The 13,235-nt window shown below is 40.6% G+C and carries 12 protein-coding genes, 1 tRNA gene and 1 riboswitch; of the genes, 9 read left to right on the top strand and 4 right to left on the bottom strand.

The annotated features are described in order from the left end of the window. Positions 1-63: 63 nt before the first annotated feature. Positions 64-161: riboswitch (purine riboswitch) on the top strand. Between the two features lie 138 nt (positions 162-299). Next, entirely contained in the window at positions 300-1,763 is a 1,464-nt protein-coding gene (locus tag R6U02_RS07170; RefSeq protein ID WP_410262931.1) for an NCS2 family permease, read from the top strand. A 260-nt stretch (positions 1,764-2,023) separates the two neighbouring features. Here R6U02_RS07170 and R6U02_RS07165 read toward each other — a convergent pair whose 3' ends face one another. Genes R6U02_RS07165 through R6U02_RS07155 form a run of 3 tightly spaced genes read right to left on the bottom strand, consistent with a single transcriptional unit; the run spans position 2,024 to position 4,830 of the window. Further along, entirely contained in the window at positions 2,024-3,244 is a 1,221-nt protein-coding gene (locus R6U02_RS07165) for an ABC transporter permease (protein WP_410262930.1), read from the bottom strand. Next, a complete protein-coding gene (locus R6U02_RS07160; protein WP_410262929.1) occupies positions 3,245-3,952 on the bottom strand; it encodes an ABC transporter ATP-binding protein in 708 nt (235 codons plus the stop codon). A 14-nt stretch (positions 3,953-3,966) separates the two neighbouring features. Continuing rightward, positions 3,967-4,830, bottom strand: a complete 864-nt coding sequence (locus R6U02_RS07155; protein WP_410262928.1) for an HlyD family efflux transporter periplasmic adaptor subunit — start codon at positions 4,828-4,830, stop codon at positions 3,967-3,969. A gap of 272 nt (positions 4,831-5,102) precedes the next feature. Between R6U02_RS07155 and R6U02_RS07150 the strand changes: the two genes are divergently transcribed. The 4 genes from R6U02_RS07150 to R6U02_RS07135 all read left to right on the top strand — a co-directional run bounded on the left by R6U02_RS07150 (position 5,103) and on the right by R6U02_RS07135 (position 9,502). Then, positions 5,103-5,849 (top strand): metallophosphoesterase, encoded by a 747-nt coding sequence (locus R6U02_RS07150; protein WP_410262927.1) that lies wholly within the window; start codon positions 5,103-5,105, stop codon positions 5,847-5,849. Positions 5,850-5,854: 5 nt separating this feature from the next. Next, complete coding sequence (locus R6U02_RS07145; RefSeq protein ID WP_410262926.1) at positions 5,855-6,679, top strand: metallophosphoesterase; 825 nt, start codon at positions 5,855-5,857, stop codon at positions 6,677-6,679. 90 nt (positions 6,680-6,769) lie between these two features. After that, positions 6,770-8,956, top strand: a complete 2,187-nt coding sequence (locus tag R6U02_RS07140; protein ID WP_410262925.1) for a Tex family protein — start codon at positions 6,770-6,772, stop codon at positions 8,954-8,956. Positions 8,957-9,022: 66 nt separating this feature from the next. Then, positions 9,023-9,502 carry a SprT family protein gene (locus tag R6U02_RS07135; protein ID WP_410262924.1) on the top strand — a complete coding sequence of 160 codons (480 nt, stop codon included), beginning with the start codon at positions 9,023-9,025 and terminating at the stop codon, positions 9,500-9,502. A 24-nt stretch (positions 9,503-9,526) separates the two neighbouring features. On the opposite strand, the gene R6U02_RS07130 is transcribed toward R6U02_RS07135, so the two are convergent. Further along, a complete protein-coding gene (locus R6U02_RS07130) occupies positions 9,527-10,135 on the bottom strand; it encodes an HAD family hydrolase (protein WP_410262923.1) in 609 nt (202 codons plus the stop codon). Positions 10,136-10,642: 507 nt separating this feature from the next. Here R6U02_RS07130 and R6U02_RS07125 point away from each other — a divergent pair. The 4 genes from R6U02_RS07125 (at position 10,643) to R6U02_RS07110 (ending at position 12,953) form a co-directional block, all read left to right on the top strand. Continuing rightward, on the top strand, positions 10,643-11,575 hold the full coding sequence (locus R6U02_RS07125) for an ATP-binding cassette domain-containing protein (RefSeq protein ID WP_410262922.1): 933 nt from the start codon (positions 10,643-10,645) through the stop codon (positions 11,573-11,575). Next, positions 11,572-12,396 carry an ABC transporter permease gene (locus R6U02_RS07120; RefSeq protein ID WP_410262921.1) on the top strand — a complete coding sequence of 275 codons (825 nt, stop codon included), beginning with the start codon at positions 11,572-11,574 and terminating at the stop codon, positions 12,394-12,396. Before R6U02_RS07125 ends, R6U02_RS07120 begins: the two co-directional genes overlap by 4 nt. 46 nt (positions 12,397-12,442) lie before the next feature. After that, complete coding sequence (locus tag R6U02_RS07115) at positions 12,443-12,700, top strand: DDE-type integrase/transposase/recombinase (protein WP_410262920.1); 258 nt, start codon at positions 12,443-12,445, stop codon at positions 12,698-12,700. Between the two features lie 169 nt (positions 12,701-12,869). After that, positions 12,870-12,953: transfer RNA gene (locus R6U02_RS07110), tRNA-Leu, on the top strand. Positions 12,954-13,235 lie beyond the last annotated feature (282 nt).

Genomic DNA, 13,235 nt, shown 5'->3' with positions numbered 1-13,235 from the left:
AGTTATTTTTATTAAATTTTGCGTTTTTTGTTGCTTTTTCATTTGTCACGTATTATAATTAAGCTATCTTAATAAGCGTTATCTAATATAATTTAGCGATATGGGCTATAGTTTCTACCAATCCCCTTAAAGGATTGACTATTAGATTAAACAATAAGTATTGTTTATGATGTAGTTGATTAGAGACGGGAAACTGTCTTTTTTTCATTTACATGTTAATAACCCAGTTATCTATATTGGATAACCCTTAGTAGTAACTCCGTGAGAATGGAGAAAAAATACGAAAGAGGGTTTTATCTTTGTTAGAAAAATTCTTTCACTTGAAAGAAAATGACACCACAGTAGGAACAGAAGTTGCAGCCGGATTAACGACATTTTTTGCCATGTCTTATATCATTTTTGTTAACCCACAAATATTATCGTTGACAGGTATGCCAACGCAGGCTGTATTTTTAGCCACTGTTTTATCAGCAGCGGTAGGCACACTTATTATGGCTTTATATGCTAATGTTCCGTATGCCCAGGCTCCAGGCATGGGCTTGAATGCATTCTTCACGTATACTGTTGTTTTTGCACTAGGTTTTACTTGGCAAGAGGCTTTATTCATGGTGTTTTTAACGGGTATCGTGGGAATTTTAATTACAGTAACCTCAATTAGAAAAATGATCATTCATGCAATACCAGAATCACTGCAACATGCCATCGGCGGGGGCATTGGCGTGTTTATTGCTTATATCGGTCTGAAAAATGCGCAATTATTATCATTCACATCAGAAGGGCAATCGATTTTATCTATAAATAATGAGCCGTACACTGCAGGAATGGAAATCAATGGCGCCATCAATACTGTCGTGACCGGGGGCGGTATCATACCGGATATGGGAAGCTTTATGAATCCATACGCAATACTCGCACTGATAGGCTTGATTGTAACTATTATTTTAATGGTTGCCAAAGTTAAAGGGGCTATCTTAATCGGGATCCTATTCACTACGATCATCGGTATTCCAATGGGTGTGACGGACTTATCCGGATTAAGTAATCCAGCCAATTCTTTGGCATCAGCATTTGGAGAATTAGGTACGACATTCGGAGCAGCATTTGGGTCAGAGGGACTAGGTTCATTATTAGCCGATCCTTCACGTTATGCTATTATACTCATCACTATCTTTGCTTTTACATTGACTGACGTTTTCGATACGATCGGGACCTTTATTGGTACGGGGAGAAAATCAGGTATCTTTACACTGGAAGATGAAAAATCAATGGATAAAGGCCTTGGTTTAAATACTAAGATGGAAAGAGCTTTGCTTGCGGACACCGTTGCTACGTCTTTCGGAGCGGTATTAGGGACTTCGCCGGTCACTACATTTGTTGAAAGTGCTGCTGGTATTGGTGCTGGTGGACGTACAGGCTTGACAAGTTTAACTACAGGGACACTATTTCTATTAACAGCTTTCTTCTCACCGGTTATGTCAATTGTTCCAGGTGCAGCTACTGCTCCTGCTCTAATCGTTGTGGGTATTCTAATGATGTCAGCTTTTTCAGAAATCGATTGGAATAATTTAGAAGAAGCGATTCCGGCATTCTTTGCATCAATATTTATGGGATTCTCTTATAGTATTTCTTACGGTATTGCCGCAGGGTTCTTATTCTACATTATTACTAAAGTTGTTAAAGGAAAAGCACGTGTGATCCATCCAGTATTATGGGCAACTACAGCCTTATTCATTTTCAACTTCGTGGTACTTGGATTAATTTAAAGGAAGAAAAACAAACCCGAGTGGATGCCTATGAAGGTATCCACTCGGGTTTTATAACGTATAGGAAATAGAAAGATCCTATCTTACATGCTTTTTGAAAGTGTCGGATATAAGGGTAGGATTCGACACTGAGGTGCTATGACAGCAACTGAATATACGCAATAAATGATAAAAAAGAAAAGAACCCGGAAAATCAGCAGAATTACTGATTTTTTGGGTTCTTTTCTTAATTCTAAAAAAATTCTTTGATGTGACTAACCTTATTCAAATCTTAAAGCATCGATTGGATTCAAGCGAGCCGCTTTGCGGGCAGGATACATGCCGAAGAAGACACCGACTGCTGTTGAAAAGACAAGCACTAAAGCGACACTTCCCAGTGTGACTACAGGGACGATATTCAGAGCCCCGGCGATAATATTAGAAAGAATAATGCCTAAGGTCAGGCCGATCATTCCACCAATTAAACTCAGAATAATGGATTCCATCAAGAATTGAACCAAGATGGTTCTGGTTGTTGCACCTAAGGCCTTACGTGTTCCGATTTCTCGGGTTCTTTCTGTTACCGAAACCAGCATGATATTCATAACGCCTATTCCACCAACAAGTAGAGCGATACCTGCTACGGCAGCGATGAAGTTAATAAACAAACTCAGGACATTGTTCACTTGATCGAGTGCCTGTAGGAAGTTTCTGGCATTATAAATGTTTTCTCCTACAGCATCGTTGCGAAGTTCCAGAAGTCTGACAACCTGATTTGATACAGGTTCGATCTGTTCAGTATCTTCTACTTGAATAATTGCTGAATCCATCCCTGAGAGTTGCGGGATTTGTTGGCCTAATGTCGATTGAGGCATGGATATGAATAGCGGAATCTGGTCTGGGTCAAAGGCTCCTTGCATATTGGCAAAAGAACCTTCCACCACACCAACAATACGTAAATCGAAACGGGATTGAGTGATAGTCATGCGTAGGGATTCACCTACAACGTCTGTTCGACCAAATAAAGCTTCAGCTCCATCTTCATCAATGACCACCACGTCATTATTTTCATCAAAATCGACTTGATTAAAGTAACGTCCGTGAATTAATTCAGAACTCATCGCTTGACTGATAAACTGTAAATCAGGTGTACCGTATGATATGACTGTCTGACGCGCATTTGTGTCAGAAGCAGCTGTTCCCGTTATTTGCTGGTTGGGCGAAATATAACGAATCTCATCGATAGAGTCTTTCAACACCACTAAATCTTCCTGTGTGAGCGATTCGTTTGATTCATCCGTACTATTTGCGGTCAAGTTAATAGTCGTTGCACCAATGTCACTAAAGGTCGCTGTGATCTCCTGAACAGCGCCGTTTCCTACAGCTAAAATGGCAATAACCGAAGAAATACCGATGATAATGCCTAACATGGTCAAGAACGAGCGCATTTTATTTGCAAAGATGCTGTCTAGTGCCATTTTAAAATTTTCTTTTATGAACATTTAATTCGCCTCCACTTTTGGAAGTTGTTTGGGCGTGACCGGTTCATCTTTGGTGATGGCACCATCTCGGAAGTGAACGATCCGTTTGGAGTACTGAGCCATTTCGGGTTCATGGGTTACCATAACGATGGTGGTGCCTTCTTTATTTAAATCCTGAAAAACACGCATGATTCCCTGCGTCGTTTTAGAATCTAAATTACCTGTGGGCTCATCAGCCAGCAAGACAGACGGTTTATTGACAATCGCACGTGCAATGGCAACACGCTGTTTTTGTCCACCGGATATTTCATTGGTGAAATGGTATAAACGGTCACCTAGACCCACTTTTTCCAATGCTTCTGTCGCTCGTTCAATGCGTTCTTTAGAAGGGACTTTTGCATAAACGAGAGGGAGCATCACATTTTCCAAGACATTCATACGCGCCATCAAGTTAAACGATTGAAAAACAAACCCAATTTCTTTGTTTCTGATACCGGCTAATTGAGAATCAGATAAGCCGGTTACGTCAGTTCCGTTGAGTAAATATTTACCACTATCAAAACGGTCAAGCAATCCTATAATATTCATTAATGTAGATTTACCAGATCCGCTTGGACCCATAATTGAGGTGAATTCTCCTTTTTGAATTGAGAGAGTCACTTTATCTAATGCTCTGATAGTTTCTCCACCCAAACGATATATTTTGTCTATATCGGTAATTTCTATCACGAGATATCCTCCTTCTAATTGTCTAACTCGACTTCAAGACCATCTTCTAAATCTGCACTGGGCGATAGCGCAACCTGACTGCCCGCTGATAAACCACTGACGATTTCGATATCAGCATCTGTCTGGATACCGGTCTCAATGGCTACACGTTCAGCAACATTGTCGTCAATGATGAAAACGAATGGTTCATTATTCTCATCATAGCTAAGTGCTTCAACCGGAATGATCAGGGCATTGTCTTTTGAGTCAACAATGATGTCAACGTCAATTTCAAAGCCGGCAATTAGATCCGTTGTGTCTGTATCGAAGGTAACCTCAGCGCCTAGTCGAGAAGTTAGCCCCGTTTGTGTCTGCTGTTGCGTTGCGACTGGATCGATTTCTGAAACGATTCCGTCATATGCAGTGTCATTGTAAGTTAAAATCACCGGCTGATTGACATCGACTTCACTTGCATCTGAACGAGATAATTGAAGTGCCACATGTAAATCATTCAGATTTGAAATAACGAGTGACGGACGACCTTGCTGAGCATTCGTATCGGCTTCGTCTTCTGAAACGTTCACTTGAGTAACCGTGCCGTCGAAGTTGGCTTCAAAGGTTGTGCCGTCCATGTAGGATAGAACAGTGTCGCCTTCCTTAACGGTATCTCCGACTGCCAGAGTCAGCTCATTGACTAGGCCCTGTCCCATAATCTCCTGTGTTTCACTCGGTTCAATGATACCCGACGTAACCACTGTTTCCGTGATATCAGCTTCAACCACTTCAGCTGTTCGAACAGTAATGGTATCATCTTCTTGCTGACTGCTGTATATGCTGTAGCCGACAAAGCCGACAAAAGCTAAAAAGAGTATCGATCCTATCCATTTTTTCCCTCTCATAATTAAAGCGTCCTTTCTCTATTCTTATTATTAAATAATAATTCACAAATTTAATTATACAACAATTATACAGCCTGTGAAACGTATATGCTACGAATACGGAATAAAGTCATGAAATCTTCATTTTTTATCTGTTGTACTTACCTCTATTGCCTGAATGGAACGGTAAAAAGAGAGGGTTCGTTTAGAGAGTTTTACCGATGTGTGGTAAACTATTAATACAATTAGAAGACGCGTGAGAGATGAAAATGAAATGGGAAGGAGAATCTTTGATGAAAGATAAAGTATTTGTTGTCGGTGATGTGCACGGTCAAATCACAATGTTCAAACAACTGTTGGATCATTGGAAGCCAGATGAAGAACAGTTAGTCTTGATCGGAGATCTGGGAGACAGGGGAGAAAATCCTAAGGACTGTTTCGAACTGGCGAAGGAATTAGTGGATGAACATGGAGCTATTTGTTTACGAGGCAACCATGAAGAAATGCTTCTAGATTTTTTGGATAATCCGAAATATTCCGCAACCACATATGAAATGAATGGCGGAATGGTGACGATTCAATCTTTCTTACAGACTAAAACAGCAAAGTATGACCCAGTTGAACTTGCGGCCAGTATGCTGGCTAAAGTACCCTGGCTGAAACCGTTTATCGAGTCTTTACCCTTAATATATGAATGGGAAGATTATGTGTTTGTTCATGCCGGCGTTGATTTAACGCTAAACGACTGGCGTGATTCCAGAAAACGTGATTACGTCTGGATCAGAGAAGGCTTTTATGATCAACCGAATCATACGGGTAAAACTTTTGTCTTTGGACATACCGTTACGGCAATGCTTCATAAGGAACAGTACAATACAGATATCTGGCAATCAGGTGATGGGAAAATTGGTATTGATGGCGGGGCGGTATACGGTGGGGCAATCCATGGGCTCGTGCTTGACAAGAATGGCATAGTTGACCATTACAAGGTAGATAACAAAGGCTATGCCTTCTCAGAATATTTGAGAAAGGGATTATAAAAGGAATGAAAATAGGCACCTTATCTGATCTGCATATCGACAGGAACGAATGGGAAATGGAACCGAATGAAACAACCTTGATAACGCTCGCTGAAATGATAAAAGCGAAAGCGATAGATGTCTTGTTGATTGCCGGAGATATCTCCAATCATTATTTAAAGAGTCATGAGTTTTTGGAAAGTTTGACAGAACTTACTCGGATCCCTGTCAAGTTTGTTCCTGGGAATCACGACTACTGGGCTAAAGATCATGATATGAGTGACACGGATCAAATCGACCGTTTCTTCAATAAACAAAACTATTCGCTTGTCGGCAAGCCTTACGACCTCAATGATGAATGGGCTATCGTGGGGACACCAGGATGGTATGATTACGGCTATGGGGATCAAGACAAGTATAGTGAAGCACAATTCGAGAAAAAGAAATACGGCTTTGCTTCCTGGAATGATCTTCATTTCGTGAACTGGAATCAAAGCGATAAAGATGTGAGTCAGGATATGTTGAAACAACTTTACAAGGATTTAGCGACTGTTAAACACAAAAAAATAATCCTGATGACACATATCGCTACGCATGGTGACTTCGTCGTTCCTTTACCGCACCGCATATACAATTATGCTAATGCCTTTTTAGGTGCAAAAGCTTATGAAACAGTTTATGATGATTTTGAAACAATCGAATACAGCATCATGGGACATGTGCATTTCAGAAAAATTGTCCAGGATGCGAAGAGAACCTATATTTCTCCGTGTTTAGGAAGCAGTAAACACTGGACAGACAAGCGACTTAAGAATCAGCTGGAAAAAAGTTTAGTGATATTCGACCTATGAAAAGGGTGGATCCGAGAGAGAGAGGATTCGCTCTTTTTGGATTTTATGATAAACTAGACAGGATGAACTAAAGTATTGGAGATGAATCGTTTGGTAGAAGTAGAAAATAAACACGTAATGAATTTATTGATCAAAGATTTAAAAGGGTATTCTAAAAAACAAATTATATCTGTGCTGGACTTGCTTGGTGACGGAAATACCGTACCGTTTATAGCCCGTTACCGTAAAGAAGCAACCGGCTCACTCGATGAAGTACAAATCAGGGAAATTGAAGAACGAAACAACTATTTAACTAATTTGGAAAAACGTAAAACGGACGTGCTGGCATCGATCGAAGAACAGGGGAAAATGACACCTGAGCTTGAAAAAGACATCAAAGCAGCGAACCAGATGCAGCGTGTGGAAGATCTGTACCGTCCATATAAACAAAAACGTCGCACGAAAGCCACGATTGCGAAAGAACAGGGACTGGAACCCCTAGCTGAATGGGTATTAACTTATCCGGGCGAGTCTCTAGCGGTTGAAGCAGAGAAATATATCGATGAAGAAAATGACGTAAAGTCAGTTGAAGAGGCCTTGGCTGGTGTCCATGAAATCATCGCTGAGCATATCTCGGATAATCCAACCTACCGTAAGTGGATTCGTGAATACACGTACAACAAAGGTGAAATCCTTTCAAAGGTGAAAAATGAAAAAGCGGATGAAAAATCAGTCTTTGAAATGTATTATGATTATTCAGAATCGCTCGAGACGCTTGTTTCTCACCGTATACTGGCTTTAAACCGTGGCGATAAAGAAGATATCCTTGCTGTGTCTATTGACGTGGATGAAGCCTATATCAACCGTTATATGGTACGTCAGGAATTGCCTGCAGGAGATCCAACAGAAGCAGCGGAAAAAGTCAAAGAAGCAATCAGTGATGCGTACAAACGGTTTATAGGACCAGCGATCGAAAGAGAAATCAGAAGTGATTTATCAGAAAAAGCAGAAGAGCAAGCGATCAATGTTTTTGGAGAAAATCTACGTAACCTTCTTCTGCAGGCACCTTTAAAAGATCAGACGATTTTGGGATTGGATCCTGCTTACCGAACGGGATGCAAATTAGTTGTCATCGATGCGACAGGAAAAGTTCACGCGATCGACCTTATCTATCCGCACCAGCCCGCTTCAGCTGCTAAGCGAAATGAAGCGAAAGGGAAATTCCTGGACATGGTGAATAAGTATGACGTGGACACTATTGCCATCGGTAATGGGACAGCGAGCCGTGAATCAGAAACCTTTGTCGCTGACGCCCTCAAAGAAGTCGATAAAAAAGTGGCTTATGTGATCGTCAATGAGGCAGGCGCTTCGGTTTATTCAGCGAGTCCGGAAGCAAGACGTGAATTTCCTGATTTACAAGTCGAAGAACGCAGTGCCGTCAGTATCGCCAGGCGTCTCCAGGATCCGTTGGCTGAACTGGTTAAGATCGATCCGGAATCAATCGGTGTCGGACAGTATCAGCATGACGTGTCTCAAAAGAAACTAAGTGATCAGTTGGACTTTGTCATCGAAGTCGTGGTCAACCAGGTGGGTGTCAACGTGAATACTGCGAGTGCCGCTTTGCTCAAGCACATTTCAGGACTGACAAAAACAACAGCTGAAAACGTGGTAACGTACCGTGAAGAAAACGGCAAATTTACGAACCGTTCGCAACTGAAAAAAGTCAAGCGTCTTGGACCTAAAGCCTTTGAACAATCCGTCGGTTTCCTGCGTATTCCAGATGGGAAAGAACCGTTTGACAATACCGGCATTCACCCGGAAACATATAAAGAAGCAGAAAAAATCATCGAACTGACTGGACTCAAGAAAGATAGTTTGGGTTCTAAAGACCTGGAAGCCCGCTTTGAACTAGTGGATGACGAGAAAATAATTGAGGAAACCGGCTTAGGCGTAGAAACCATTGAAGATATCAAAAAAGCCTTGGTTGCGCCGGGTCGGGACATGCGTGACGATATGCCGGCACCACTCCTGCGTACAGATGTGTTGTCAATGGAAGACTTGAAAGAAGGCATGGAACTCGAAGGAACCGTGAGAAATGTTGTCGACTTTGGAGCCTTTGTGGATATTGGGGTCAAGCAGGACGGCTTGGTGCACATATCGAAACTGAGCAATTCATTCGTCAAGCATCCGAGTAACGCTGTTGCTGTGGGCGATATCGTCAAGGTTTGGATCGACTCTGTTGATATGAACAAAGGACGCATCGCACTCAGTATGATTGAAAAAACGAAGAAAAAATAAGTGAAGAGAATTGGTCAGGTCAGGAGTTTCTACTGGCCTCTTTTTCTATCTAAGGTGGAACCATTTATGGAAACAATTGAATTGCAAAAATTAGTCGAGGCCGTTTCGCAGAATCACTTTGACCGACCGTTTGGTCATCAAGCCTTATTTAACAATCGCTTAAGATCAACCGGTGGACGCTATCATCTGGGCTCACATGATTTGGACTTTAATCCCCGTGTTCTAGAAAAAGCGGGACTGGAAACCTTTATTGGCGTTATCAAACATGAACTTTGTCACTATCATCTGCATTTAAGTGGAGAAGGGTTCCAGCACAAGGACAAAGCCTTTAAAGACTTGCTCAAGCGAGTGGATGGCTTACGTTACACGCCATCATTAAAAGAACCGGAAGAACGAAAAAAATACTGGCACTATCAATGCAAAAAATGCGGGAGCGTTACTCAAAGGCAGCGAAGATTCAATACAGCTAAATTTGTTTGTGCCAAGTGTAAAGGCAGATTTGAATTAATTGGAAAAGCAGAAACACAAAAGACAGCAGCTGACTAATAATCAACTGCTGTCTTTTGTGTCTTATATAGTAATGCCAACTTTTTTAAAATGAGTCTTGAGGGCTGGAATATTGCCGTCAAATACATGACCTTTCATACCGAAAGCAGCGGCACTTTCAATGTTTACAGCTAGATCATCAACAAAGAAACACTCGGAAGGTTCAAGGTCAAAGTGAGTGAAAAAATTCTGGTAGATCTCTTCTTCCGGCTTGATACTTTTCCAGTCGGAAGAAAGAAACAGGCCGTCAAAATACTCCAGTCCAGGAATAATATGTTTAAACTGGTGGAAATCCTGTGACACATTCGAGAATAAGTACAGATGGTACCCACTTGCTTTCAATCGTTTCAAGATATCTTCCATCGCTGAAATAGGGGTCATTTCTTTATACCACATATCCATTACTTCTGAAACAGACGCATGAAGTTTTTCGGGAAGACGTTTTGAGGCATTTTTAATGATTTCTTCTTTTGTAATGGTCCCTCGGTCATATTGCTGCCATTCATCAGCGTAAAAGATTTCATTTAATAATAATTTCTGATCTTCGGCGTTGGATGTAAAAGTTTGTATGAAATCTGCCGGGGCATATCGAATCAGGACATTTCCCATATCGAATACGATGTTTTTTATCATATGCATACTCTCCTCATTGAATTAGAATCAAAATATCTTCTCTTCAAAGATACCATATAAGCGTATATTTGAGGATTATTTAGCATAATTTCTAGAGTTGATTACCCCCTTCATCAGCCGGGTAACTCAACATCAAGACAACATGCTTGGACCCACGTGCGATCCCACTTAGAATGTTTGAAAAACGGTTTCGACTACGGTCTCTTCGATTGAATCTCCTTCGTTGATAATGGGGCCACGTAATCCGCGTGTGACTGTACCTGCTACTCTTTCCAAATAGATCTCTTCTAATATATATCATTTTTTTGAATCAGACCACACTGAGCAAACAAAGTAATTCCAAAAGACAGGATGATTCACTATACTTGAATCATCCTAAAATAAATAAAAAAATTTTCATGCCCGCAAAACAAACCCGAAATTATAAAGCACATAGATTTTTTTTGAATAAGCCGATTTTGGATCAAATTTGATAGGTATTGTGAAAAATGAAAAGGAGAAAGAATCATGAAACCGATTATTGAAGTGAAGAACTATACTAAAAAATATGGTGATTTTACAGCAGTAGATGATGTCTCGTTTGAAGTAGAAGAAGGCAGTATATTTGCCTTTCTGGGACCAAATGGAGCGGGGAAAAGTACAACGATCAATACATTATGTACGATGATGGAAAAAACAGCTGGAACATTGTTGATCGACGGAAAAGATGTCTCAACCGAAAAAGATGCCGTACGTGAAGCAATCGGAGTAGTTTTCCAATCGCAAACATTAGATGAAAAAATGACGGTGAATGAGAACTTGAAGATGCACTGTGTTTTTTATGGGGTACCCAAACAGGAGGTCAAGGATCGAATCTATTTTGTGTTGACCCTTGTTGATCTACTCGATTGGCAGAATAAAAGTGTGTCTAGTCTTTCGGGCGGAATGAAACGACGAGTGGAAATAGCCCGCGCATTGTTGCATTATCCAAAAGTTTTATTTTTAGATGAACCGACAAGCGGCCTGGATCCGCAAACGCGAAATAGGATGTGGGAATACATTGCCAGACTGCAAAAAGAAAAAAATATCACCATCTTTCTGACTACACATTATATGGATGAAGCAGAAATTTGTGATCACGTAGCCATTATGGATAATGGAAAAATCATGGTAAACGATACACCCGAAAATTTGAAACGGCTTTACACAAAAGATAAAGCCATCGTAAAAGTGAGTAATCCGGATGTTTTTGAAGCAGCGTTGAAAAGGGATGACCACACTTACAAAAAAGAAAAAGAAACTTTTTATATCGATATCGATATCGATGCTATTCAACATTTTCTGCAGTTTGTCGACCAGTTCAAAAACGAATTAAAAGATCTGGAAATCAAAAAAGGGACACTGAATGACGTCTTCTTAGAAATCACAGGTAAAGAAATTAGAGAGGAGGCCACAGAATGAGAACAATCACTGCACTATGGCTCAGAAACATCAGAGGATTCGTTCGTGATCGAGTCAAACTCATCACTTCATTAGTCATTCCCTTCTTTTTCCTTTATGTTTTCAAGTCTGTTTTTCAAACAGATCAAGTAGAAGATCCAACCGCTTTCTTACTTGCAGGAATCATTGTAGCAACGGTATTTCAAACTTCTTTGAATATTGCGACCTCGACGATCGATGATACTGTTTCAGGTTATATGAAAGAAATCCTAGTGAGTCCGACCAGTCGTTTTCAAGTAGCCCTGGGACAAATTTTATCAGCTGCTACAATAGCGACCACACAAGGGATTTTGATATTGATACTCGGTTTCTTTACTGGCTTGAGCTTTGACCATTGGTATACCCTCATTTATGTCTTATTGGCCTTGATGCTAGTCGGACTGGTTTTTTCGGGATTAGGCTTATTCTTAGCTTCAATGGTCAAAAGCTCTTCCACTTTTCAAGTCGTACAACAAGCCGTCGTACTTCCGTTTACTTTCTTATCTGGAGCGTATATCCCACTTGCCTTTTTACCTGACGTTCTTCGATTTATTGCGTATTTCAATCCCATGACTTATACGACAGCTTTCTTTAGAACCATCATGCTGGAAAAAGGCGGATTGACACAAACAGAATGGGTGGAACTGGGTTTGGCCTTTGATCTGAATGGCTTCATAGTAACACCTTGGATGAGTGGGATCATCATTACAGCTTTTGGCGCGCTATTCTTATTCCTAGCGACAAACTCCTTTGTTCGAGCAGACTTCAATAAGATATCGCGTAGTCCATTAGGAGGAAGATAAAGAGAAAAAAATTCTCTTACCGTGAGCGGGCTCCTTCAGGAATTCAGTGTTTTATAAAAAAAAGAAAAGACAAGAAAAAGAAAGTGTATTGGCACTAGTGGATGAAAAAAGCCTGACCCATACAACAAAATTCGTTCACACACTGGAAAAGAAAATGGGATTTAAAACTGACTGTGTGCAGACAGATAATGGATCTGAATTCACTAGTACCCAACCGCACTCAGTTAAAAAAACGGCCTTCCAACAGGTTCTAGAGTCTTTTGGTATCCGTCATATCCATACGCGTCCGTATTCTCCTTGGTAAAATGGCATGGTCGAACGTTCTCGCCGCATAGATGGTGAGAGGTTTTACAAAAGACAATTCTTTTTATGTAACATATGATCGTAATTTCTAGAATTATTTAGCATAATTTCTATATACGATATTGACAATAGGTTGAAAGATTGATATGATAAATTTTGTTGAGTACAATGCGCACGTGGCGGAATGGTAGACGCGTCAGCTTGAGGGGCTGGTGGGGCGTAGCCCCGTGGAAGTTCGAGTCTTCTCGTGCGCATAATAATTTTTAAACTATTGTAAAAAAAGAGATGACATCTGAGGTTAACCTCGGTTGTCATCTCTTTTTACTTATAATAAATAATTCAATGTAAATAGTGCCTGTCTTTTTATTATTTTCTCCAGAACGCACTTCACTTTGTTTTACTTTCAGTAGTTAAATCAAAACAAAACGGCTGAAGCGAAACTGAGCATAAATGGAATGGTAACGATGGCCAGGAAACTGGCTAGGATAATGATTCGCGCACCATACTCGTAGTCGCCACCATATAGTTGTGAGAAC

The sequence above is a fragment of the Alkalibacterium sp. genome, from assembly GCF_046484155.1.
Taxonomy (GTDB): domain Bacteria; phylum Bacillota; class Bacilli; order Lactobacillales; family Carnobacteriaceae_A; genus Alkalibacterium.
The sequence above is the reverse complement of the archived record's forward strand: the minus strand, read 5'-3'. Positions and strand labels throughout refer to the sequence as shown.

What these genes read in the sequence shown, in the direction of transcription:
- R6U02_RS07165 (WP_410262930.1), bottom strand. Translation starts at nt 3,244, where the DNA reads ATGTTCATAAAAGAAAATTTTAAAATGGCACTAGACAGCATCTTTGCA.
- R6U02_RS07155 (WP_410262928.1), bottom strand. Translation starts at nt 4,830, where the DNA reads ATGAGAGGGAAAAAATGGATAGGATCGATACTCTTTTTAGCTTTTGTC.
- R6U02_RS07150 (WP_410262927.1), top strand. Translation starts at nt 5,103, where the DNA reads ATGAAAGATAAAGTATTTGTTGTCGGTGATGTGCACGGTCAAATCACA.
- R6U02_RS07145 (WP_410262926.1), top strand. Translation starts at nt 5,855, where the DNA reads ATGAAAATAGGCACCTTATCTGATCTGCATATCGACAGGAACGAATGG.
- R6U02_RS07135 (WP_410262924.1), top strand. Translation starts at nt 9,023, where the DNA reads ATGGAAACAATTGAATTGCAAAAATTAGTCGAGGCCGTTTCGCAGAAT.
- R6U02_RS07130 (WP_410262923.1), bottom strand. Translation starts at nt 10,135, where the DNA reads ATGATAAAAAACATCGTATTCGATATGGGAAATGTCCTGATTCGATAT.
- R6U02_RS07125 (WP_410262922.1), top strand. Translation starts at nt 10,643, where the DNA reads ATGAAACCGATTATTGAAGTGAAGAACTATACTAAAAAATATGGTGAT.
- R6U02_RS07120 (WP_410262921.1), top strand. Translation starts at nt 11,572, where the DNA reads ATGAGAACAATCACTGCACTATGGCTCAGAAACATCAGAGGATTCGTT.